The sequence below is a fragment of the Arthrobacter cheniae genome (genome assembly GCF_003602275.1).
In the GTDB taxonomy this organism is placed as follows: Bacteria; Actinomycetota; Actinomycetes; order Actinomycetales; family Micrococcaceae; genus Arthrobacter_D; species Arthrobacter_D cheniae.
Map to the genome: position 1 here is coordinate 244,842 of NZ_QZVT01000004.1, position 21,340 is coordinate 266,181.

Annotated in this window: 23 protein-coding genes; 10 read left to right on the plus strand and 13 right to left on the minus strand. The window is 67.5% G+C overall.

The window, feature by feature from the left end; genetic code table 11:
• Nucleotides 1–87: 87 nt before the first annotated feature.
• The gene (locus tag D6T63_RS08990; RefSeq protein ID WP_120148657.1) at nucleotides 88–849 is read right to left on the minus strand and encodes a ThuA domain-containing protein; all 762 of its coding nucleotides are present in this window, start codon (nucleotides 847–849) and stop codon (nucleotides 88–90) included.
• Nucleotides 849–1,937, minus strand: a complete 1,089-nt coding sequence (locus D6T63_RS08995; RefSeq protein WP_120148658.1) for a Gfo/Idh/MocA family protein — start codon at nucleotides 1,935–1,937, stop codon at nucleotides 849–851. Before D6T63_RS08995 ends, D6T63_RS08990 begins: the two co-directional genes overlap by 1 nt.
• A 209-nt stretch (nucleotides 1,938–2,146) precedes the next feature.
• Between D6T63_RS08995 and D6T63_RS09000 the strand changes: the two genes are divergently transcribed.
• Genes D6T63_RS09000 through D6T63_RS09010 form a run of 3 tightly spaced genes read left to right on the plus strand, consistent with a single transcriptional unit; the run spans nucleotide 2,147 to nucleotide 4,022 of the window.
• Complete coding sequence (locus D6T63_RS09000) at nucleotides 2,147–3,004, plus strand: SDR family oxidoreductase (protein WP_120148659.1); 858 nt, start codon at nucleotides 2,147–2,149, stop codon at nucleotides 3,002–3,004.
• Nucleotides 3,005–3,013: 9 nt separating this feature from the next.
• Entirely contained in the window at nucleotides 3,014–3,454 is a 441-nt protein-coding gene (gene soxR / locus D6T63_RS09005; RefSeq protein ID WP_235830647.1) for a redox-sensitive transcriptional activator SoxR, read from the plus strand.
• A gap of 46 nt (nucleotides 3,455–3,500) precedes the next feature.
• Nucleotides 3,501–4,022 carry a flavin reductase family protein gene (locus D6T63_RS09010; RefSeq protein WP_120148661.1) on the plus strand — a complete coding sequence of 174 codons (522 nt, stop codon included), beginning with the start codon at nucleotides 3,501–3,503 and terminating at the stop codon, nucleotides 4,020–4,022.
• A 126-nt stretch (nucleotides 4,023–4,148) separates the two neighbouring features.
• Here D6T63_RS09010 and D6T63_RS09015 read toward each other — a convergent pair whose 3' ends face one another.
• Nucleotides 4,149–5,000, minus strand: coding sequence for an alpha/beta fold hydrolase (locus D6T63_RS09015; RefSeq protein WP_120148662.1), 852 nt, complete (start codon nucleotides 4,998–5,000; stop codon nucleotides 4,149–4,151).
• Nucleotides 5,001–5,823: 823 nt separating this feature from the next.
• On the opposite strand from D6T63_RS09015, the gene D6T63_RS19525 reads away from it, so the two are divergent.
• Entirely contained in the window at nucleotides 5,824–6,174 is a 351-nt protein-coding gene (locus tag D6T63_RS19525) for a hypothetical protein (protein ID WP_147394324.1), read from the plus strand.
• A gap of 62 nt (nucleotides 6,175–6,236) precedes the next feature.
• Here the strand turns inward: D6T63_RS19525 and D6T63_RS09025 are convergent, their stop codons facing one another.
• From D6T63_RS09025 to D6T63_RS09035, 3 genes are all read right to left on the minus strand, one after another.
• Complete coding sequence (locus tag D6T63_RS09025) at nucleotides 6,237–8,075, minus strand: immune inhibitor A domain-containing protein (RefSeq protein WP_235830648.1); 1,839 nt, start codon at nucleotides 8,073–8,075, stop codon at nucleotides 6,237–6,239.
• 206 nt (nucleotides 8,076–8,281) lie between these two features.
• Entirely contained in the window at nucleotides 8,282–9,418 is a 1,137-nt protein-coding gene (locus D6T63_RS09030; protein WP_147394325.1) for an aminotransferase class V-fold PLP-dependent enzyme, read from the minus strand.
• Between the two features lie 38 nt (nucleotides 9,419–9,456).
• Nucleotides 9,457–10,527, minus strand: coding sequence for a PRC and DUF2382 domain-containing protein (locus D6T63_RS09035; protein ID WP_120148666.1), 1,071 nt, complete (start codon nucleotides 10,525–10,527; stop codon nucleotides 9,457–9,459).
• A 284-nt stretch (nucleotides 10,528–10,811) separates the two neighbouring features.
• On the opposite strand from D6T63_RS09035, the gene D6T63_RS09040 reads away from it, so the two are divergent.
• Both D6T63_RS09040 and D6T63_RS09045 read left to right on the plus strand, forming a co-directional pair.
• Nucleotides 10,812–11,276, plus strand: coding sequence for a Fur family transcriptional regulator (locus D6T63_RS09040; RefSeq protein WP_120148667.1), 465 nt, complete (start codon nucleotides 10,812–10,814; stop codon nucleotides 11,274–11,276).
• Between the two features lie 107 nt (nucleotides 11,277–11,383).
• Nucleotides 11,384–11,626, plus strand: a complete 243-nt coding sequence (locus D6T63_RS09045; protein ID WP_120148668.1) for a hypothetical protein — start codon at nucleotides 11,384–11,386, stop codon at nucleotides 11,624–11,626.
• 55 nt (nucleotides 11,627–11,681) lie between these two features.
• Here the strand turns inward: D6T63_RS09045 and D6T63_RS09050 are convergent, their stop codons facing one another.
• Entirely contained in the window at nucleotides 11,682–12,650 is a 969-nt protein-coding gene (locus D6T63_RS09050) for an MsnO8 family LLM class oxidoreductase (RefSeq protein ID WP_235830649.1), read from the minus strand.
• Nucleotides 12,651–12,863: 213 nt separating this feature from the next.
• Between D6T63_RS09050 and D6T63_RS09055 the strand changes: the two genes are divergently transcribed.
• A complete protein-coding gene (locus D6T63_RS09055; protein WP_120148670.1) occupies nucleotides 12,864–13,709 on the plus strand; it encodes a metal-dependent hydrolase in 846 nt (281 codons plus the stop codon).
• A 73-nt stretch (nucleotides 13,710–13,782) separates the two neighbouring features.
• Complete coding sequence (locus D6T63_RS09060) at nucleotides 13,783–14,046, plus strand: hypothetical protein (protein ID WP_120148671.1); 264 nt, start codon at nucleotides 13,783–13,785, stop codon at nucleotides 14,044–14,046.
• Here D6T63_RS09060 and D6T63_RS09065 read toward each other — a convergent pair.
• The 6 genes from D6T63_RS09065 to hisD all read right to left on the minus strand — a co-directional run bounded on the left by D6T63_RS09065 (nucleotide 14,043) and on the right by hisD (nucleotide 18,769).
• The gene (locus D6T63_RS09065; RefSeq protein WP_120148672.1) at nucleotides 14,043–14,738 is read right to left on the minus strand and encodes a DsbA family oxidoreductase; all 696 of its coding nucleotides are present in this window, start codon (nucleotides 14,736–14,738) and stop codon (nucleotides 14,043–14,045) included. The two genes, D6T63_RS09060 and D6T63_RS09065, sit on opposite strands and share 4 nt — an antisense overlap.
• Nucleotides 14,739–14,800: 62 nt before the next feature.
• Entirely contained in the window at nucleotides 14,801–14,995 is a 195-nt protein-coding gene (locus D6T63_RS09070) for a hypothetical protein (RefSeq protein ID WP_120148673.1), read from the minus strand.
• A gap of 86 nt (nucleotides 14,996–15,081) precedes the next feature.
• A complete protein-coding gene (locus D6T63_RS09075) occupies nucleotides 15,082–15,933 on the minus strand; it encodes an amino acid ABC transporter ATP-binding protein (RefSeq protein ID WP_120148674.1) in 852 nt (283 codons plus the stop codon).
• On the minus strand, nucleotides 15,926–16,585 hold the full coding sequence (locus D6T63_RS09080) for an amino acid ABC transporter permease (protein WP_120148675.1): 660 nt from the start codon (nucleotides 16,583–16,585) through the stop codon (nucleotides 15,926–15,928). Before D6T63_RS09080 ends, D6T63_RS09075 begins: the two co-directional genes overlap by 8 nt.
• A gap of 34 nt (nucleotides 16,586–16,619) precedes the next feature.
• Nucleotides 16,620–17,426 carry an ABC transporter substrate-binding protein gene (locus tag D6T63_RS09085; RefSeq protein WP_120148676.1) on the minus strand — a complete coding sequence of 269 codons (807 nt, stop codon included), beginning with the start codon at nucleotides 17,424–17,426 and terminating at the stop codon, nucleotides 16,620–16,622.
• Nucleotides 17,423–18,769: a histidinol dehydrogenase gene (gene hisD, locus D6T63_RS09090; protein WP_120148677.1), complete on the minus strand. Its 1,347-nt coding sequence runs from the start codon at nucleotides 18,767–18,769 to the stop codon at nucleotides 17,423–17,425. The genes D6T63_RS09085 and hisD overlap by 4 nt, the downstream gene beginning before the upstream one ends.
• 71 nt (nucleotides 18,770–18,840) lie before the next feature.
• Here hisD and D6T63_RS09095 point away from each other — a divergent pair, with 71 nt between their 5' ends.
• Together D6T63_RS09095 and D6T63_RS09100 are read left to right on the plus strand one after the other, a co-directional pair.
• A complete protein-coding gene (locus D6T63_RS09095) occupies nucleotides 18,841–19,755 on the plus strand; it encodes a LysR family transcriptional regulator (protein WP_120148678.1) in 915 nt (304 codons plus the stop codon).
• A gap of 71 nt (nucleotides 19,756–19,826) precedes the next feature.
• Complete coding sequence (locus D6T63_RS09100; protein WP_120148679.1) at nucleotides 19,827–21,290, plus strand: protein adenylyltransferase SelO; 1,464 nt, start codon at nucleotides 19,827–19,829, stop codon at nucleotides 21,288–21,290.
• Nucleotides 21,291–21,340: the final 50 nt, after the last annotated feature.

Below are 21,340 nucleotides of genomic sequence, written 5' to 3' on the forward strand. Positions count from 1 at the left end.
GTCCGGGGTACAAGGGACGCACACCGGTGACCAGCCCGATCCGGGAGGAGGTGCCGTGGAGGCTGTCCGGCAGCTCGCTGAACTCCGCTAGTCGCCCAGGAACCAGTCCCGCGCCGGGTTCTCCACCCCGGGGGCGGAGCGTACGGAGCCGGGCCGCGCCACCCAGTCGACGCCGTTCGCGAGCACCCGCTGGATCTGCGGGTGGTGGTAGACGGGGTACTCCTGGTCACCGGGGCTGAAGTAGAAGATCCGGCCCTTTCCGCGCGAGAAGGTCACGCCCGAGCGGAACACCTCGCCGCCCTCGAAGGAGCTGATGAAGATGAGGTCGTCCGGCTCGGGGATGTCGAACAGTTCGCCGTACATCTCCTGCTCGGGAATGACGATCGGGCTCTCGATACCAGCTGCGATCGGGTGGGACGGCTTGACCGTCCAGACCAGTTCGCGTTCGCCGTCGTTCCGCCACTTCAGCGAGCACGTGGTGCCGAGCAGACGGGTGAGGATCTTCGAGAAGTGGCCGGAGTGCAGCACCACGAGACCCATGCCTGCCAGTACGTGGCGGTGCACCCGGTCCACGACGTCGTCGGACACCTCGCCGTGCGCGATATGCCCCCACCACACCAGCACGTCGGTACCGGCCAGGCGCTCCTCCGTCAGGCCGTGCTCGGGGTCCGCGAGGGTCGCCGTCGTGATGTCCGATCCGGGGAAGTACCCGGCGAGGAACTCCGCGATGGCACCGTGGATGCCCCGCGGGTAGGTTGTCCCGATGGTCGCCGGTTGATTGCGGGCCTCGTGGACGCCCTCGTTCCAGACGACGACGGTGGGCTCGGTGGAAAATGTGCCGGCTCCCATCAGAGCTGTACCTCCCGGTGCTGGGCTGCGGATGCGTAGCAGGCGTCGATGATGCGGGCGCGGTGCAGGGCGACGGCGCCGTCGTGCCGGGTCCACTGCGCCTCCCCCGCGCGGACGGCCGCGAGGAAGTCGTCGACGACGCCCTGGTGGCCTGGTGACGGACCCACCTCCGGGTCGAAGTCGCCCTCCTCCGTGTAGACGTGGAGGCTCTCGACGGCACTGTTCGCCGTACCGACCCTCCTCATCTCCGCACCGCCGTCGGTGCCGTAGACGCGGAAGTCCATCACGTCCTCCTCGTCGCGGTAGGCCGCCCAGCCGGCCTCGACCAGCAGGGTCGCACCGCCGTCGAGCCGGATGAACGCGGACGCGAAGTCCTCGACCTCGAAGGCCGAGCCGGCGGCCTGTGCGCCGTACACACCCCCGCCGCGGCCCTTCGGACCGAGTTCGGAGTAGGTCGACGCCGAGACCGAGAGGACCTTCGGTTCACCCAGCAGGTGCAGGGCGTAATCGATGACGTGCACGCCGATGTCCGCCAGCGGTCCGCCGCCGGCCATCTCCCGGTTCGTGAACCAGCTGCCGAGCGACGGGATGCCGGACCGGCGCAGCCACGAGGCCTTGGCGTAGTAGGGGCGGCCGAGGACGCCGTCGTCGATCACGCGTTTAAGGGCGGCGATGCCGCCGCGGCGGCGGTGGTTGAATGCGACCTCGAGGACGCGGCCGGCCCTTCGGGCGGCATCGACCATGAGTTGGCCCTCGTCACCGTTCCGGGCGATCGGCTTCTCGCTCAGCACATGGAGTCCGTGCTCCAGGGCTGCGACGGTGATGGGCGCGTGCAGGAAGGTGGGGACGGCGACGCTGACGGCGTCGAGTCCCTCCAGGGCGATGAGGTCCTCCCACCGCTCGACGGCGTGCGGGATGCCGTACCGGGCCTGGAGTTCCGCGAGGAGGTCCGGCTCCAAGCCTGCCAGGCCGATGATCTCGACGTCGTCGCTGTTCGCGTACGCCTCCAGGTGCTGGCGGCCGGCCCAGCCGATCCCTACCACCCCTACCCTCAGGCGGCGTTGCCCATGCGATGCGTGCTCGTCCAAGAATGCCGTCCTTCGCCGTCGGATCGGGCAGCTTCGGTACGCGTCCCTCCAGCAGTCCTACCGGCTCGCCGGGCCCGGTGTCCACGGCCTCCTGGTTCCCGTCGAGCAGCGACACCAGCTATAAGCACGCTTTTTCGGGAAGCCTTTTCGGCCGAAGCCGGTTACCGCCTGTAGTCGCACCCAACGGGTGCCTGAGCAGGAGGACATCCATGACCATCGTCATTACCGGAGCCACCGGCCACCTCGGCCGCCAGGTCGTCGAGCAGCTGCTGGCCCGCGGCGTCGACCCGTCGACCGTCGTCGCCGCCGGCCGCAACGAGGATGCGCTCGGCAAGCTCGCCGACCGCGGCGTCCGCACCGCCCGTATCGACTACTCCGACCCCTCCACGCTCGACGACGCCTTCGTGGGGGCCGACCGGATCCTGCTCATCTCGGGCAACGAGGTGGGCAAGCGCTCGGTGCAGCACAAGGCCGTCATCGACGCCGCCCGCAGGGTCGACGCCACACTCGTCTACACGAGCGCCCCGAAGGCCTCCACCTCGGCCCTCGTCCTCGCACCCGAACACAAGGCCACCGAGGGGCTGCTCGAAGGCTCCGGACTCACCTACACGGTGCTACGGAACAACTGGTACACAGAGAACTATGACGACACCATCCGTCAGGCCGCCTCGACCGGGATCATCCTGACCAGCGCGGGCACCGGCAGGGTCGCCAGCGCCACCCGTCGTGACTTCGCGGAAGCAGCCGCCGTCGTCCTGCTGTCGGAGGACTACGCGGGCGAGATCCTCGAACTCGGCGGCGACGAGCCCTGGAACGTCGACGAACTCGCTTCGGCCGTGGCCGAGGTCGCAGGCCATGAGGTCACGGTCAACCAGGTGTCCACGGACGAGCACGTCGCCGCGCTGCAGGGCTTCGGGCTCGACGACGGCACGGCCGGCTTCGTCGCCGCCGTCGACGCCAATATCGCCGACGGTCTCCTCGCAGAGAGCGACGGCACCCTGTCGCGGATCATCGGCCGCCCGACGACGCCGCTGAAGCAGTACGTCGGTGAGCTCCTGGGCGGGTAGGGACGCGGCGTGCAGAACGACCAGGACCTGTCGGTAGGACAACTTGCCGCGCGTAGCGGCATGAGCGTCTCGGCCCTGCACTTCTACGAGCGGCAGGGCCTCATCAGGAGCCGTCGCACCTCGGGCAACCAGCGCCGGTACGACCGCTCGATCCTCCGCCGGGTCGCAGTCATCCGCGCGGCGCAGCGAGCGGGGATCCCGCTCGCCACCGTCGCCACCGCCTTCGACGCGCTGCCGCAGGACGGGGTGCCGGACCAGGAGGACTGGCAACGGCTATCGGGTGTGTGGCGGCAGGAGATCGAGCAGCGCATCGCCCAGTTGGAGCACCTGAGGGATCGGTTGGGCGGTTGCATCGGTTGCGGCTGCCTCTCGCTGGCCTCGTGCGGCTTCGTCAACCCGAACGACGATGCGGGCCGCCGCGGCATCCCGTCCACCCTCCTCGAACCGTGATCCCCGATTTGACCTCAACCTCTGTTGAGGTTCTAGCGTTTAAACCATGACTGCCCCGATGGAGTGTGCCATCCCCACCACCGATCTTTTCAAGGACGCTTTCCGCGCCCATCCCGCGGGCATCGCGGTCATCACGGCGCAGGGGCCGGCCGGACCGGTCGGCCTGACGGCGTCGTCGGTGTCCTCGGTCTCAGCGGATCCGCCCGTCCTCGCCTTCTCGGTCTCGACGGCGTCGTCGTCTGCCGCCGTCCTGGTGCAGGCTGACACACTGATCGTGCATCTCCTCGGAGCGGACCAGCTCGACATCGCCCGCCTCTTCGCGACCCGCGGGGCCGATCGCTTCGGCGGAGCAACCCAGTGGCGCGCACTTCCGTCGGGCGAGCCGCTTCTGACCGAGGCGCCCTGGGCCCTGCGGTGCCGCCTCCTGCACCGCCTGGCGGTCGGGGGATCGATGATCCTCGCCGCGGAGGTCCTCTCCATCGAGCAGGGCGGGAACGACGACGTCGCGCCGCTCGTCTACCACAACCGCTCCTACCATCGACTGGGCGACCACTCTCTGCTGGGCTGACCACTGCAGGCACCACGCCACCGTCGTCGACGTCGGACCACCGTCGAGGTCGGACCACCGCCGTGGACGGCGGCAGCCGAAGGGCCACCCAGCCTCCGGGAGGATGGGTGGCCCTTGGCGGATGAACTACTTGGCGAGGAAAGTGAGCAGGTGCCGGTTCCACTCGTCACGGTGGGACACCGTCAGCCCGTGCGGGGCGCCCTCGATCAGGACGGTCTCGCTGCCGGCAATGGCCGCCGCCGTCCTCTTGCCGCTGACCTCGAAGGGCACGATCGTGTCCGAATCACCGTGGATCACGAGGGTGGGCACCGTGACCTTGCCCAGGTCACTCCTGAAATCCGTCGTCGCGAAGGCCGCAGTGGCATCGAGGGTGCCCTTCGGCGAGGCTGCGAGCGCGATCGACAGGTTGTAGGCGATCTGCTCGTCGCTCACCATCGGCCGGTTCAGCAGCGTGGGCTTGCCTGCCGTGAAGAACATCTTCAGGAACTCGTGGAGGAAGGCCGCCCGGTCACCGGTGATTCCGGTCGAGAACCAGTCAGCCAGGTCCTGGTCGACGCCGCCGTCAGGATTGTCCTCCGACTTCCACAGGTACGGCGTCACCGCACTGGCGAAGACGAGCTTCGCGACGCGCTCCTCCCCGTAGGTGCCGACATACCGGGCGAGTTCGCCACCGCCCATGGAGAAGCCGACGATGACGACGTCGTGCAGGTCCAGTTCGTCGAGCAACGCTTCGAGGTCTGCGGCGAAGGTGTCGTAGTCGTAGCCTGACCACGGCTGCGACGACTGGCCGAAGCCACGGCGGTCATAGGTGATGACGCGATAGCCGGCCGCCACGAGGGCGGGGACCTGCCCCTCCCAGGAACGGCCGCTGAGGGGCCAGCCATGGATCAGGACGATCGGCTTCCCGACGCCATAGTCCTCGTAGTGGAGGTCCACCGGGGTGGTCGAATGCGCTGCTGGGATGGTGAGGAAGGGCATGCTGTACCTTTCACGCTCAGGAGCGGACCGGATCCGGTCCGCTGTGGTGCGTTGATAACCCTTTGTCTTCGGAGTGGCCGAGCTGCCGGATGGACGAGCGGCAGGGACGGTCCGGTGGGCTGCCTCCAGCTTCCGCCGCCCGGAAGTACCCGTCAACAGTCGAAGCTGGTGGGCCGCCGGAGCCCCTCACGGCGGTGCCGCACCTCCTCCCGGCAATCAGGGCAGGGGCCGGCGCATCATCGTTGAGGAGAACAATGCAGGCACCCGTGGCGGAGCGGTCGCGTCTCCCCAGCACTGCTTCGATGACCGCGTCAAGCACCGGACGTGCGGCACGCAGGAGTGGGTCCAGGCGTGGTTTCGGCGTAGAATTCAACGAGCCTTCAGCATGCTTCGGATCAGAAGAATCCGGTCCCGTCCCCCGAAAGACCACGCCATGCGCTTCTCCCGCGCCCTTGCAACCCTCGTGCTCACTAGCGGATTCCTGCTGGCCGTTCCCGGCGTCTCCGTTGCGCACCCGACGATCGCAGGGCAGGTAGGCCCGGTGGTGCCCTCACCCCCGATGGAGGAGGTCATCGCTCCGCCGACGGATGCCCCAGGCCCTCCCACTCGGCCTCCAGGACCACCGCCACGTCCCGCACCGGCAAGTCCACCCGTCGAGCCGTCCGGTGCTCCTCCCTCGACGCCGCCGAGCGCGATACCGTCCGGGCCTGCGGCCGATACGCCGGATCCCACCGCTTCGCCCGGCGTCGTGCCCGAGCCGGCCCCGGCTCCGTCGGTACCCTCCTCTACCGCCCCCACAGTGTCGACATCACCATCCCCCTCGATGTCCCCATCCGCATCGGTTGCGGCGCCTCCCGACGCTCCGGCGTCGGCCTCCGCTGCGCCGGCTCTCCCCCGGCCGGCCAATAACGCCGTCGGTGTGGGAGGTGCCGAGGCTCCAGCTCCAGCAGTCCCTTCCTCGAACCCCTCGGGATCCGTCCGGACCGCACCCGCCGAGGATTCCACCACGGCGCAGCCGCCGGCCGACGAGGCCTTCGCGGCGCCGGCGGCCCAGGTGGAAACCGGACCACCGCTGCGCTACGTGGCCGCCGGGATCCTCAGTATCGTGGCCGTCGCCCTTGCCCTCGGCGTCGCCGTCGTGTCGCAACCGCGGCGTACGCGACGCACCCACTAGGGCCGGGCACAGAAGGAGCCGGGAGTCACCTCCCGGCTCCTTCTGCGTGCACATCTCGAGCGTCAGCGGACCTGTAGGGTCAGCTTCCCGGTCGCGTTGGACTGGACGACCTCGATCTTCGTTCCAGTGCCTGCCACCACGACCGAGCCCTGCGGGTTCGCGGCGTCGTAGTAGGCGTTCGGGTTGGTGTCGTCGAACACGGCGACGCCGGGCTGCGACGGCGCCGTCAGCGTGGTCATGCCCGACGGAACCTCGCGGTGCAGGCTCAGTGCGTCGGTGGCCTGCTTGCCGAATGTCGCGTCGAAACTCTGGATGCGGTTGCGGACGATCGTGCCGTCGGACCAGGTGAGGGCCTTCGGGTGTGCGTCCACGGGCAGGGCCAAGCCGGAGCCCGGGTGCTGGCGCGTGTTGTTGTTGCGCTGCGCCGTGTTCCAGTACGTGATGCTCAGGCCGTCCTGGTACGCGTAGTGCTCCACGGTGTCAGGCGCCGTGACGCCCCAGCCGAAGTTGTACGGACCCGAGGCGAGCGTCGCGTCGTACCCCGCGTACACGCGGTTCTCGGCGATGTAGAAGCGGTTGTTGCCCGCGGCGTCCTTCGGCAGGTTCACGACGACGGCCTCCGGCGCCTTCGTGGCGTGGAACGAAGGGCCGATTTCGTGCGTCGACTTCACGCCGGCAGTGGCGACGTCGTAATCCAGCCAGCCGAGCTGCAGCTTTTCCCAGGCACCCATGTGGTTGGGCGTGGTGCCGATGGAGCCGTCACCATGGCCGAGCCAGGATCCGGAACTCATAAGGGTCCAGAAGCCTGTGCCGTTCTCGCCACCACTCGTGTCATAAAGATCCGGCAGTCCGAGGTCGTGTCCGTATTCGTGGGCGAACACACCGAGGCCGCCGTTCTCGGGCTCCGTGGTGTAGTCGCGGATCCAGAGGTCCGAATTGCCGATCTTGATGCCGCCGAAGGGGTTGGCTACCGGACCGGAGGTACCGCGTCCTGCCTGGCCGACGGACCAGCGGTGCGACCAGATGGCGGACGAGGCAGCACCCGCCTCCTCACCCTCCCCGGCGTGGATCGCCTGGAAGTGGTCGATGTAGCCGTCGGCCTCGTCGAAGTCGCCGTCCTTGTCGAAGTCGTAGCGGTCCCACTGGTCGAACGTCGCGAGGTACGCGTCGATCTCTGCAGCCGTCTTTCCGGCGGCGACCTGCGATTCGTACCAGGCATCGGCGGTGTCCTGCACGAAGCGGGTCATGTCCGCCTGGCTTTCCGTCTCGCCGTAGCTGGCGGAGGAGTTGGGCACGGTCACCCAGTCGCTGACGTCGCCGTCGACCGTATAACGGCCGCTCGACATCTCCTCGTAGACGCCCTTCAGCGATTCGCCCTCCTCGCTGAAGAACATGTCGAGGTAGTGCTCGCGGTCGAAGGTGTCGGACCAGTACGTGGAATTGTCCACGGCCCGGTCCGGTTCCTTGATGGTGTTGCGGATGGGGCCCGGAGCGGCTGTGGGGTACCGCGGATCCGTCGCATCGCCGAAGTCGACGAGGAAGGACAGGATCTGGTCGCTGTCCTCCAGTCCGTACTGCGCCCACTGACCTGGAGCGACCTTCACCGACTTCGAGCCGCCGCGGTTCTCGACCTTCGCTTCGCCGGAGATCACCATCTCCACGGCCTGCTGGTTGAGGTCGCGACGTTCTTCCGCCGCGGGATCGGAGCGGTCGTCGAGCTTTTCCGCCGCACCAGCGCGGCCGTCAGCCCCGGGTGAGGCCGTGAACGACGACGCCGCTGTCGGCGCATCCGCTGCGGTGCCGGTGGTGGCCTGCGCGCTCACGGGAGCGAGCACGACGGCGGTGGTCACGGCGAGCGCCATCGCGCACCGTAGCCCCCGGGTACGAGTAGTGGAATTCAAGGGTTCTCCTTTTTATGGCAATGTCCCAGCCGATGTAGACCACGCTCAGGGTAAGTGCCTGAGGTTACGAACATGTTGCCTAGGTCACACGTTCTGGACGGGACGCTAGCACTGCGCTCGGACATTGTGGAGATGATCCTTGATCCGCCGGGCGACAACAGCACGAGCTCTGGCGCAGGGGCGGGCTGCCGTCTATAGTGCGCAACTCAGGCGAACGCCGATAGCACCCTTGCTGCCTCCTGGAACACCTCGGAACGGGTTGTGGCGTGGACGGAGAGCCGGATGCGGTCCTCCCCGTGCTGCGTGGTGGAGATGCCTGCTCCCGCGAGGGCCAGCTGCGCCTCGGCTGCCCGTCCGGAAAGCCCCACGGCCACGATGCCCGCCCGTTCGCCGCGGTCACGCGGTGAGAGGACCGGCACGCCGGCATCGTCGAGCCTGTCGACGAGAGCCTGTGCGTGAGTGGCGATGATGCCCTCGATGGCCGGCACTCCCACCGACTCGATCAGCTCGAGGGCCTCGGCGAACGCACCGGTCGCGTAGGGCGAGAGGTTCGAGATGGAGAAGCGCTCTGCCCCCGGCAGGGGCGGATGCTCGTCGCCGTCGTACCGTTTGGAGTCGGTGACGCCGGTCCACCCGGTGAGTAGCGGCTCGATCCGCTCGACGCCCTGCGGCGATACCGCGATAGCGGCCACGCCCCAGGAACCGCGCACCCACTTCTGGGCACCTGCGACCAGCACGTCGGCCAGCGTCCACTCGTTGTCGACAACGCCGAACCCCTGGACGCCGTCCACCACGAGAAGACGGTCCGGTCCGATCACCTCCCGGATACCGGCGAGGTCCGCGCGGTAGCCCGTGCGGAAGTCGACCGCGCTCACGCTGACCGCGACGGTATCGTCGGTGAGTCCACGGGCGACGACGTCGGGCGTCACGTGGGTGCCGGGGACGCCGATCAGTTCCACGCGGGCCCGGCCTGCACCGCTCGTCCGCAGCCACGGGTAGGTATTGGCCGGGAACTCGCCGGCGCTGACCAGCACGGTTCCACCGGCGAGGCCGAACGCCACCTGGAACAACCCCAGCGACGTGCTGGCGGTCAGGCCGACCTGGTCCAGGGGGAAGCCCGTCAGCCGGGAGAACGCCGACCGCGCGCGAAGATCCTCACCGTGGAGGTGGTCCATACCGCCGACTTCGCCGTTGCCGGCCGTCTCCAGGAGATGCGCAACGCGGTCACGGACATTGCTCGACGGCGGGCCGTAGCTCGCGAAATTCAGGTAGCCGGGTTCCTCGGAGAAGGCGGACTGGTAGGACGCGAACGCTTCGGCATCGTCGTTCTCGGTGGGTGCCATCAGGCCCACGATACTTTCCCGTGCTTCCTGCCTCCTGGTCAGCGCCGCTTCTTCTTCCCCTTGATCAGCGCATTGGGGCTGTTCGTCGCGACCCTCGAGGACCGGTCCTCGTCGTCGTGGCCTGCGGAGGTCTTCCCAGAGGCTCGTCCGGTTGCGGACGAGCGACGTCCCTTCCGGGTGCCACCTGCGGTTTCACCCTCGACGCTGCTCTCGATGCGCTCTTTCCGAACCTGCTCCCTGACCGTCGTCCTCCCGGTGATCGTTGCCTTGTTCAGCCGGACGCGTTCGACGGCCACGGTCTCCTTCCGCACCACGGCAACTTCCTCGTGCCCGACCATCTCCACGGAGTCCTCCTGGAACAGCGAATCGTCGGGCACGAAGTCGAGGGTTCCCGGGCCGATCGGTTCCCGCTCGACCCGAAGTTCGTCCCTGCGCAGCGGCACCGCTTTCGTCTCTTCCTCGGTGACGACGTACTTCCTCAGGCGGACGCGAGCGGCCTCATACTGCTCCGTGCCCACCCGGAGCCGTTCCTCCGAGCGGATCATCCACCGTTTGCCGGAGTCAGCCCCATCAGCCACCAGCCCACCGAGGGTCTCGTCGCGAGCCACGGGTTCGTCGCTCCTGACCGGAACGTCCGGGCTGACCGGTACGTCCGCGGTGATCGACTCGTCGTGACCGACCGGTACCTCCGGCTGAGCCGGCGAGACCGCCGCGACCTGCCCGGCCGGCGCGACCTGCCCGATCGATGACTGTTCGTTGGTGGAGGCATCCTGCTGAGCCGGCGCGGCCGGGTCCACCAGGTCGTAGTGCTGGTACAGCCCGTTCTCATCGCCCGGACCCAGCTGTCCGTCGCGCTCCGTGGAGGGGGCGCGCCTGATCAGGTCCCGCGGGTAGGCCACGACGACGTGGCCGCCCTGCACCGTGGCACCGTGAAGTGGGACGAAGGATTCCTTGGTGCCGAACAGGCCAGTGTGGACCGTGATCCAGGTGGGGTCCTCGGTGACATCGCTGAGGTACACCTCCCCCAGCGATCCCACCTTGTCGCCCTGCTCGGTGACGACGGCGCTGCGACGGCCGTGAAGGGGCGTGAGATCGTTCATGGAGAGCATGGCATTCCTGTCATCGGATCCGGCCGCCGGGAATCGGGCGGCGATCGTCAGAGTAGAACGACCGGAGGCGGAAAAACAAGCAGGCTTACTGTTTTGATCCGGCTGGACAGGACGATCGGTCGGCGTCCGGTCCCGATCCACGAGGGCGAGCGCCGCGACAATCCCCTGCTGCACAGAGACCGCCGTCGTGAGCGAAGGGGAGAAGGACGTCCGGGGCACTGCCTGTGATGCATCTGACAGCCTCCTTATTTTGAGTCATTCAAAACAAGACGTAGGCTTGATGCATGACGCAATCACCTGAATCCGACTCCCGGACGGACACGCTCCGGCAGTCCATCCGCGCTGCCGGGTTACGGGTGACCGTCCCACGCGTCGCCGTCCTCGAGGCCCTGCAGGACAATCCGCACTCGAGTGCGGAGAAGGTCACGGACAAGGTTCGTCCCGTACTGAAGGGCACGTCGAGCCAGGCCGTCTACGGAATCCTGGCAGCCCTCACGGGAGCGGGACTCGTCCGTCGTTTCGACCCGGCGGGTTCACCTGCCCTGTTCGAATGCCGTGTCGGGGACAACCACCATCATCTGGTGTGTATCCGCTGCGGAGCGATCAAGGACGTCGATTGCGTCATCGGAGCGGCACCCTGCCTCACTCCGTCCGATGCGTCCGGCTTCGCTGTTTTTGCAGCAGAAGTCACGTTCAACGGCCTGTGCCGGGAGTGCCAGGACTTCTCCACTCCAGAGCACATCGACTGACACCGCATCTCCCCTCGTGGTCCTGACCGACCACCCGCGATCAAGCACGCCCACAACAAGCCGCCGGCGCTTCACGCGACCGACCGCACCGACCGAAGGAACCAGCCATGACTCTCATCGAGCGCCCGAACCTCACCCGCCGCCCCACCGTAACCTCGTCGCCGGTCGTCGAATCCACCTCGCCAGTACGTGAGGGTGGCAGGTACGTGACCAGCAACATGCCCCAGCCGGCTACACAAGGCCAATATGTGACCGGCTCCACGCCGACCTTCTCGATGGGGCGCGGCACCTACGTCACGACCTCGATGCCGACGGACCTGCGCGGCGGCAGCTACACCTACTCCAGCTGACCGCCTGCTGGGGACAACCACCCCGTCATGCCTGGGCCCGAGCCGCGACTGCCCGTCACGGCCGGGCCTGAGCTGCGACCAGCCCCGCCAGCATCTCGTCCGAGCGCTCCTGGGCTTCCAGATCGAACGCTCCGCCGCTGACGAGGAACTCGTCCGCGCCGGTCCGCGCGTGGAGATCGGCGAGCTGCCGCGTTACTTCAGCAGGCGTTCCGTAGATCGCGGAGCCGAGTGACTCCTCCACGAGCCCGGTCTCCCTTGCGTTCAGCTGATGGCCGGTTACCGCCTCCAACGCAGGGAAGAAGCCTTTCGTCCGTGAGACGGCGAGCGCCCGGGCCTCCGGCAGGAGCAGGTGCCGGGCGTCCGGCGTCGTTTCGGCGACCGACACATTGAGTGAGGCGACGATGTACGGCCGGTCCCACCAGGGTGAGGGCCGGAACGAGTCCCGGTAGCGTTCCAGCACGCTGGCGCGGTCCCGGAACAGGGCAGGACCGCCCAGCACGACGGCGAGACCGGCCTGCGCCGCGATGTCCACTCCCTGCCCGGTGGCGAGTACGAACACGGGTGTCCGCCCGCCGTCCTGCGGCCGCGCGGTGACGGCCGAGGAGCCGCCGAGGAACGCGAGCAGCTCTGCGATGTCCGCTCCGAAGCGTTCCGAGTCCTTCTTGTCCGCCCGCAGTGCCGCACGTACAGCCTGCGTGAAGCCGAGCGAACGGCCCACACCCAGGTCGAACCGTCCCGCGGACAGCGCGCGCAGGGTGGCCGCCTGCTCGGCAACGACCAGCGGCTGATGGTTGGGGAGCATGATCCCACCCGTACCCACGCGGATCGTCGTCGTGGCCGACGCCACCGCTGCGGCCAGGACGGCGGGGGCGGATCCCGCGATACCCGGCACCCCATGATGTTCTGCAACCCAGAACCTCCGGTAGCCGAGCCGCTCCGCACGCCGTGCCCGCGTGATGACCTGCTGCAGTGTGGCCTCCTCGGAGGACCCGGAACGGGACTGCGCACGATCGAGTATGGACACGGCGGGAAAGCGAAGGGGCATACCTCCGGAAACCCCTGATGTGCGGAAGTCATTCCGGCAGGGATTTTGGGCCGGCGCCAGGCGGAGACCCGTGCCGCGTGTCCGACCTCGTCGGTCATCCCGGAGAATGACGGTGGCACACGACAGGATGGGACCCTTCCGCCGGTTGCGATCCTGCAGTCCGGCCCGGTCTCACCGAGAGGACACCCCGCCATGATGGGCGCCCACCATGCTGCCTGCGGCGCCGCCGCCTGGGTCGCCGCGACCACCCGGATCGAGGTGCATCCGGCACTGCTGATCCCCGGTCTTCCGGAGTCCGTGACACTCGGCCTCGGACTGCTCGACGTCAGCCCGGTCGGCGTCGTCACCGGGGCCCTCGTTACGGCGGGCGCAGCCCTGCTGCCGGACGCCGACCATCACAACGCCACGATCGCGCATTCCCTGCCACCGCTGTCCAACCTGCTGTGCGCCGGGATCGGCACCATCTCCGGCGGCCACCGGCGCGGCACGCATTCGCTGCTCGGCGTCGCCTGCTTCGTCGCCGTCGCCTTCATTTCCGGGCTGTGGACCGTGGACACCGTCGATTTCGGGACGGTATACCCGGGTGCGGGGGTGCTGACCGTGTTGCTGGTTTCCTTTGCGGCGAAGGCGCTGAAGATCATCCCCGATGGCATGCGCCGTTCTCCGTGGGCTGTCGGGCTCACAGCAGGAGCTTTCGTCACAGCCTTCGCGCCGGAGGAGCAGTTCTGGTTCCCGCTCGCGGTGGGCATCGGCGTCGTCGTCCACATCCTCGGCGACATGCTGACCACCGGCGGGTGCAATCCCGTCTACCCCTTCCGCCTTCGGCGTCCGCGCAATCTTGCGAAGCTGCCGGTGGTCGCGCAGGTCTGGCGTCCCAACGGGAACATCGCGGTGCCCGTCCTCGGCAACGCCGGGTCCGTCCGTGAGTGGTGCCTCCTGGTGCCCGTCTCGCTCTACGCGATCGGCGGTATCGGCTGGGCCGTGTCACGGATCAACGACGGCGGCACTGTCGTCGCGCACGCCTCAGGTCTCGGCTGACCGCGCACGAAAACAGTCGGAAACACGGGAAGGCTAACCTCGGAGGAAGATACCGGACGCTGGAGGAGAGCTGATGCATCGCGACGGATTGTTCTTCGATCCCCTGAATGACGAGAAGACCGTGCACGAGGACGGCGCTCCGGAGGATGACGCGGAGGCGTCATCCGCTGCCGCCTCCGAGCCGAGGCGGCACCACCGGCCGGACGCCCAGGAACTCAAGGCCCAGCGACAACGCGAGCTGGCCCGGGTCCAGGACGATCTGAAGAAGATGGCACAGTGTCCCCCCACGAGCGGGGTGCCACCCCGCCGTCGTCCCGTCACGGGAACGGCCCGCTAGCAGCCGTCAGGTCCGCACGCCGGACCATCGGCGGACTGCGTCAGTGACACCAGCGGATGCGCTTCCTGCCACGCCTGGTCGAGTGCCTGCCGGAACAGTTCGGCAGGCTGGGCGCCGGAAATGCCGTACTTACGGTCGATGACGAAGAATGGCACGCCCTGGACCCCGAGGGTCTGCGCCTCTTCGATGTCGCGACGCACATCGTCGGCGAAGCGGTCGCCGGTCACGGTTTCGCGGATTTCGTCCTCGCGGAGACCGATCCCGGTGCCCAGGGAGACGAGGGTGTCTATGTCAGAGGTGTCCAAGCCCTGCTCGAAATGGGCCGACATGATTGCTTCCTTGGCAGCGTCGCCCAGTCCGTGCGACTTCGCGAGGTGCAGGAAGCGGTGGGCCGTGAAACTGTTGCCGACGACAATGCGGTCGAAGTCGAAATCGAGCCCCTCACCCGAGGCCTGCTCGGCGAGGTGCTGCCACATCTGACGGACCTGGTCGGGGTCGATCCCCTTGCGCTCCGCGAGGTACTGCTGCTCGGTACCCTCGTAGTGATCGGGGAGGCTCGGGTCCAGCTGGTAGCTCTTCCACGTCACCTCGACGCCATCACGGTGGGGGAAGTCCGCCAGGGCCTTCTCGAAACGGCGCTTACCCACGAAACACCATGGGCACTTCACATCTGACCAAATCTCTATCTGCATATCCTTTTCAACCGCGGGATGCTCGGGCCCTATTCCCCGCGGGACGGGCCCGAGCATTCTTCCTAGCGGCGGTTGAGCAGGTTGCGAAGGATTCCACCGACCTTGCCCGAAGGAACGGGGCTGCCGCTTCGGCCGCGACCGACGCCGCCACCGACTCCCCTACCGGCTCCACCTACGGGCCGTCCCGTCGTCGTTCCGGTGCCCTTCCTGCCGATGTAGCGTCCGGCAGCATTCTTGACCATGTTGCTGATACCCATTTGGATCTCCTTCGATCGTCCGCCTCGTCACCTGAAACATCAGGTGGCTGATGAGTTTACGCGGAAAAGCCTGCGAGATACAGGAATCACGAGGCGGCCGGAGGTTCCACCGCCAGCCCGGACCGCTTGAGCAGCGCATAGGTCTTCGCGTGTTTCGGCCTGAAGAACACCTCGTCCGGCGTTCCCTTCTCGACGATGATGCCCTGGTCCATCACCACGATCACGTCCGCGATATCGCGAGCGAACTGCATCTCGTGGGTGACGATCACCATCGTGGTTCCCTGCGCGGCGATGGCCTTGATGACGGCGAGCACCTCCTCCACCAACTCCGGGTCCAGTGCCGACGTCGGCTCATCGAAGAGCATCACGCTCGGATCCATGGCCAGCGCGCGGGCTATGGCCACGCGTTGCTTCTGGCCGCCGGACAGCTTGGACGGGTAGTTGTCCTTGCGGTCCAGCAGTCCGACCCGCTTGAGGTTCTGGAGGGCGAGCTCCTCCGCCGCCTCCCGCGGCATCTTCTTCACGTCCTGCAGCGGCGCCATCACATTGCCCAGCGCCGTCTTGTTGAGGAACAGGTTGAACTGCTGGAAGACCATGCCGAGATCGGTCCGCTTCTGTGCCGTGACAGAGGCCTTCTCGTCCACGAGCTTCCCGTCGCGCTCCTCGTAGCCCACCAGGTGCCCGTTGACGAGGATCCGGCCACTGTCGATGGTCTCCAACTTGTTCATGCAGCGCAGCAGCGTGCTCTTGCCGGACCCGCTCGAGCCGAGGATCACCACGGTCTGTCCCTTGTGGACGTCGAGATCGACACCCTTCAGCACCTCGATCCGGTTGATCTCGGTCCGCGCTCCCCGGAGCCTGCTGAAGATCCCGGGGGTCTTCGTCACCGTGAACGTCTTGTGGACGTCCCGGGCACTCACGATCACTTCGTCAGACATGGACCCTCGCCCTCTTCTCAAGCGCGCTCACGATGCGGGACAGCGGAAGGCTGATCAGCAGGTACAGCAGGGCAGCTGCCGTGTAGACCTGGGTGGTCTCGAACGTCTGCGCGTTGATGACGTTCGCGGTCTTCAGGATCTCGGTCACCGCGATTACCGAGGTCAGCGCCGTGTCCTTCACCATGGCGATGAAGTAGTTGCCGATCGGCCCGAGCGAGACGATGAACGACTGCGGCAGCACCACCTTCCACAGGGCCTTGCCCGGCGTGTAGCCGAGGGACAGCGCGGCCTCCGTCTGACCGGCTTCGACGGACAGGATGGCAGAGCGGAACACCTCGGACAGGTAGGCCGCGTAGTTCAACCCGAGCCCGAGGATTCCCGCCGGCACCGGGTCGATATTGACCCCGATCGCCGGCAGTACGAAGAAGATGTACACGAGCTGGACCAGGAGCGGCGTCCCCCGCATGACCTCGACGTAGACCAGGGCGATCCCCCGGAGGATCCTCGACTTCGAGATCCGCGCCAGGGCCAGCAGCAGTCCCAGGACCAGGGCCAGCACCATTGCCCCCAGCGCGAGCTGGATGACGATCGGCGCAGCGGCGAGCAGGCGCGGGAAGTAGCTGAGGGTGCTCTCGATGAATTCGATGACGATGTCCTTTCGACCTCGGTGGAACGGGAAGGAATGGTCAGTCGACGGCGTTGCTCTCGGTCAGTCCGTACTTCGTGAGGATCTCCATGTACTCGGGGGAGGCCTTCAGCTCGGCGAGGCCGGAATTCAGTTCCTCGAGCAGCTGCGTGTTCTCCTTGGGGACTGCTGCTCCGATCAGGCCGGGGAAGAAGGGCTCATAGGGGTCGACGATCTTGATGGCGTCATTCGGGTTCTGGACGAGGCTGTAGGCGACGACGGCCGCGTCGGTGAAGACGACGTCGACCTGCTTGTTCTCCACCGCGGTGAGGAGTGCCGCCTGTGAGTCGAAGTACTTGATCTCCTTCGGCTCGAGGGACTCGGCCAGTTCGATGAAGGTGGTGCCGGTCTGGACTCCGATGACGGTGCCCTTGGCGTCGTCGCGGTTGGTCATGGTCGAGTCGCCGGGCACCACCATGCCCTCGCCCTGCTGGTACCAGGTGTCCGTGAAGTTCACTTCTTCCTTGCGCACGTCCGTGATGTACATGGCGTCCACGACGGTGTCCGCCTTTCCGGCCTTGATAGCGGGGATCAGGGTGGCGAACTCGGAGACGAAGACCTCCACCTCCCAGCCCTTCTTCTCGGCAATCCAGTTGATCATCTCGCCGTCGATGCCCTGCAGGTCACCGGCTTCGTCGGTGAAGGAGAAGGGCGCGTCGTTGGAGGTGGCGATGGTGATCGTCGTGATCTCACCGTCGCCCCCTCCTCCCTCACTGCCGCCGGAATCGCCGCCCCCGCACGCGGTGAGGGTCAGGGCGATTCCCAGTGCCCCGGCTGCGATCGAGGTTGCTGCTCGCCTGCTGTTCATGGTTGCTCCTTGGTCGGTGCTGCGTGGTTCCCGAATCGGGCGATGCGGTAGTCGGCGGTGCGCTGGTGGGCTTCCATGCCCTCGTATGCGGAGATTTCGGAGACCAGCGGAGCGAGGTTCATCGTGGCCGAGCGGTCGATGCGCTGGAAGGTCAGCGGCTTCAGGAAACGTGAGACGGACAACCCGGCGGAGGAGCGCGCGCCACCCCCGGTGGGCAGGACGTGATTGGTGCCGGTGATGCCCTTGTCGGAGTAGGCAACCGTCGACCAGGGACCGAGGAAGAGCGAGCCGTAGTTGGTGAGGTTCGTCTGGTAGTAGGCGTCATCGGCCGTGATGACTTCCAGGTGCTCGGGGGCGAGCACGTCCATGAGCTCGACGGCGGTCGCGCGGTCGTCCGCTACGTACACCGTCCCGTAGTCGCGCCACGCCGCTCCTGCGATGTCCCGCGTGGACAGGTCCTCCAACTGGCGGTCAACCTCGGCGAGAACCGCGACGGCGAGTTCGCGGGAGGTGGTGACGAGAGCCGCGGGAGACTGCGGGCCGTGTTCCGCCTGGCCGAGCAGGTCCGCGGCGACGATGACGGGGTCCGCGGTGTCATCGGCGATGACGGCCACCTCGGACGGGCCGGCGAGCAGATCCATCCCCACCCTCCCGAAGAGTTGCCGTTTGGCCTCGGTGACGAAGGCGTTGCCTGCACCGACCAGCATGTCCATGGGCTGTTCCCCGAGCAGCCCGAAGGCCATGGCGGCGAGCGCCTGGACACCACCGACGACGAACGCCCGGTCCACGCCGGACAAATAGGCGGAGTAGAACACCGCAGGGTTGCCGGCGGTCGCGGAGGTGGGCGGCGAACAGGCGACGACGGTGGGCACGCCCGCCGTCTTGGCGACGCCGACCGTCATGAAGGCGCTGGCGAGGATGGGGAAGCGACCGGCCGGGAGGTAGGCGCCGACACGCTGGACGGGGATGTACCGGTGGCCCACCACCACTCCCGGCATCACCTCGGCCTCGAAGTCCTGGAGATGCTGGAGCTGGAGCCCGGCGAAGTTCCTGGTGCGTTCCGCCCCGGCCTCGAGTGCTGTGCGCAATGCGGGCTCGAGGGCGTCCCCGGTGCGCCGGAGGGAGTCCGCACCCATCTCGAGGTCGCCGCCTCCCCACCCGTCGAGGGTGCGTGAGTACTCCAGGACGGCGTCGCGCCCGCCCTTCTCGATGACCGACAGCATCTCCGATACGGTCTCCACGACCTTCGGCAACCGCTGCGCGGGCACCCCGCCGATCGCCGCACTCTTCAGGCACTCGTAGGATCCGCTGATGAACGAGGCGTGATGGGCATTCAGTTCCATGCGGGAAGCGTAGGTCCGGCAGGAACATAGGGGAACCCACCTTTTGCCAGTAGAAGATATAGGTTTCCCCTATGACGTTGAACCAGCTGCGTGCGTTCCTCGCGGTCTATGCCCTTGGTTCGCTGAGCGCGGCGGCGAAGGAGCTGGGTATCAGCCAGGCATCCGCGTCCGAACTGATCTCCCGGCTCGAACAGGAGCTGGGCTCCTCGCTCTTCACGCGCACCTCGAAGGGACTCTCCCCGGCGCCTGCGGCCGAAGAGCTTCACCCGCACGCTCTCGACTGCGTGAATTCGGCCCGCCGCGGCGTGGAGGCCGTGCAGGCGCTGCACACACTGACCGGGGGTGTCTCGACCTTCGGCGTTCTCAGGTACGCCGCGAACTACGACCTCGCGGACCTCGTCGTGCAGTTCCACCGCAAGTACCCGGACGTCCGGGTACGGATGATCGGCCTGAACTCGCACGTCGTCGCCGCATCCGTAGCCAGCGGGGAGATCGAATGCGGGCTCGTCGTCCTTCCCGTCGACGCCCAGGACCTCGAGGTCCGGCAGCTGGCGAGGGACGAGGTCCGCTTCATCTCCTCGACCCGCGATCCCGACGCCGGACCCGTCACCATCGAGGAGCTGGCCGAAGCGAAACTCGTCCTCTACGACGCCAACGCCGGCTGGATGGACCCCACCCGGCGGCAGCTCCAGGCGCGCGCGAGCCTTGCGGGGCTGTCCATCGAGGGCCAGATGGAGGTGGAACACGCCGAGACGGCGTACGACCTCGTGGCTGCCGGTGCCGGTGAGTCCTTCATGGCACGGGGTATCCTGGCGTCGCTCCGAACCGAGGACCAGGTCCGGAGCTTCCCCTTCGCCGAACCGCTGTACGACACGATCGCACTCGTCCAGCGGAAGCACGGGTACCTCTCACCCGCGACCAGGCGGTTCTCCGCCCTGGCCCAGCACGCCGTCGCCGCACAGGAGGGGCTGACCAGCCTGGTGTGATGGCCGTTCCGCCGCTGCGCAACCCCTCTGTACCCGTGTCGGAGCTCCAAGCCGCGGCGTACGGTTGAAGGATGAGCGTGCCTACACAGTCCAAGGTCACCTTCGACGGTCGCTTCGCGCGGGACCTGCCCGAGATGGCGGTCGCCTGGCAGGCCGACGAAGCTCCTGAGCCCCAGATCCTCGCCCTGAATGAAGGTCTCGCCGCCGAGCTCGGCTTCGACGTCGAGTTCCTCCGCTCCCCCGACGGCCTCGGTCTCCTGACGGGGACATCGGTGCCCGTCGGAGTGGTGCCGGTAGCCCAGGCGTACTCCGGACATCAGTTCGGGAGCTTCAACCCGCGCCTCGGCGACGGCCGCGCCCTGCTGCTGGGCGAGATCACCGACACCGAAGGGAAACTGCGGGACGTCCATCTCAAGGGTTCGGGCCGCACGCCCTTCGCCCGCGGCGGTGACGGGCTCGCCGCCGTCGGCCCCATGCTGCGCGAGTACATCGTCAGCGAGGCCATGCACGCACTCGGGATTCCCACCACGCGTTCCCTCGCCGTCGTCGCTACCGGACGTGCGGTGCGCCGCGAGACGATGCTGCCCGGGGCCCTCCTCACGCGCGTCGCCAGTAGCCACCTGCGTGTCGGCAGCTTCCAGTACGCCGCGGCTACGGGTGACCAGGACCTCCTCAAGCGCCTCGCCGACCACGCCATCAACCGCCACTACCCGTCCGCGGCCCAGGCCGAGAATCCGCATCTGGCGCTCTTCGAGTCCGTCATCACGGCACAGGCATCGCTCGTGGCGCAGTGGATGCTCGCGGGCTTCATCCACGGCGTGATGAACACGGACAACATGACCATCTCGGGTGAGACCATCGACTACGGGCCCTGCGCGTTCATGGACGTCTTCGACTACGCCGCCGTCTACAGCTCCATCGACCACTCCGGCCGCTACGCCTACGCCAACCAGCCGCTCATCGCGGAATGGAATCTTGCGCGCCTCGCGGAGGCACTGCTGCCGCTGATCGGCGAGGACCAGGAGCAGGCGGTGAAGACCGCCGTCGCGACGCTCGAGCAGTTCCGCCCCCAGTACAGCGCGGCGTGGCTCTCCGGGATGAAGGCGAAGCTGGGACTGCCCGACGACGTCGCGGACGAGGACGCATCACCGCTCGCCGATCAGGTCCTCACCCTGCTGCAGGACAACCACGTCGACTACACGTCCTTCTTCCGGGGCCTCAGCTCGGTGGTGCGTGGTGACGCCCGGCCCGCGCGCGACAAGGTGCTCGACGTCGCCGCCTTCGACGCCTGGGCCGAGCGATGGCTGGCCCTCGGGCCGGACGCCGACGCAATGGACCGCGTGAATCCGGTCTACATCCCGAGGAACCACCTTGTCGAGGAGGCTCTCGGGGCCGCGACCGCGGGAGACCTGGAACCACTGGACCAGCTCGTCGATGCCGTCCGACGGCCCTTCGAGGAGCGCCCCGGCCTGGAGCGCTTTGCCGCCGGAGCCCCGGACAACTTCGGTGAATACACGACCTACTGCGGCACCTGAGAGCCGGCAGGAAGCTGTCACACTGCTGGATTGTCGTGCCGTGATCAAGC

Coding starts and splice junctions, on each gene's coding strand:
- D6T63_RS09085 (WP_120148676.1), bottom strand. CDS start 17,426: ATGAACAGCAGGCGAGCAGCAACCTCGATCGCAGCCGGGGCACTGGGA.
- D6T63_RS09045 (WP_120148668.1), top strand. CDS start 11,384: ATGACTCTCATCGAGCGCCCGAACCTCACCCGCCGCCCCACCGTAACC.
- D6T63_RS09095 (WP_120148678.1), top strand. CDS start 18,841: ATGACGTTGAACCAGCTGCGTGCGTTCCTCGCGGTCTATGCCCTTGGT.
- D6T63_RS09015 (WP_120148662.1), bottom strand. CDS start 5,000: ATGCCCTTCCTCACCATCCCAGCAGCGCATTCGACCACCCCGGTGGAC.
- D6T63_RS09030 (WP_147394325.1), bottom strand. CDS start 9,418: ATGGCACCCACCGAGAACGACGATGCCGAAGCGTTCGCGTCCTACCAG.
- D6T63_RS09070 (WP_120148673.1), bottom strand. CDS start 14,995: ATGGGTATCAGCAACATGGTCAAGAATGCTGCCGGACGCTACATCGGC.
- D6T63_RS09100 (WP_120148679.1), top strand. CDS start 19,827: ATGAGCGTGCCTACACAGTCCAAGGTCACCTTCGACGGTCGCTTCGCG.
- D6T63_RS09060 (WP_120148671.1), top strand. CDS start 13,783: ATGCATCGCGACGGATTGTTCTTCGATCCCCTGAATGACGAGAAGACC.
- D6T63_RS09075 (WP_120148674.1), bottom strand. CDS start 15,933: ATGTCTGACGAAGTGATCGTGAGTGCCCGGGACGTCCACAAGACGTTC.
- D6T63_RS09010 (WP_120148661.1), top strand. CDS start 3,501: ATGACTGCCCCGATGGAGTGTGCCATCCCCACCACCGATCTTTTCAAG.
- D6T63_RS08990 (WP_120148657.1), bottom strand. CDS start 849: ATGGGAGCCGGCACATTTTCCACCGAGCCCACCGTCGTCGTCTGGAAC.
- D6T63_RS09035 (WP_120148666.1), bottom strand. CDS start 10,527: ATGCTCTCCATGAACGATCTCACGCCCCTTCACGGCCGTCGCAGCGCC.
- hisD (WP_120148677.1), bottom strand. CDS start 18,769: ATGGAACTGAATGCCCATCACGCCTCGTTCATCAGCGGATCCTACGAG.
- D6T63_RS09055 (WP_120148670.1), top strand. CDS start 12,864: ATGATGGGCGCCCACCATGCTGCCTGCGGCGCCGCCGCCTGGGTCGCC.
- D6T63_RS19525 (WP_147394324.1), top strand. CDS start 5,824: ATGTCCCCATCCGCATCGGTTGCGGCGCCTCCCGACGCTCCGGCGTCG.
- D6T63_RS09065 (WP_120148672.1), bottom strand. CDS start 14,738: ATGCAGATAGAGATTTGGTCAGATGTGAAGTGCCCATGGTGTTTCGTG.
- D6T63_RS09000 (WP_120148659.1), top strand. CDS start 2,147: ATGACCATCGTCATTACCGGAGCCACCGGCCACCTCGGCCGCCAGGTC.
- D6T63_RS09040 (WP_120148667.1), top strand. CDS start 10,812: ATGACGCAATCACCTGAATCCGACTCCCGGACGGACACGCTCCGGCAG.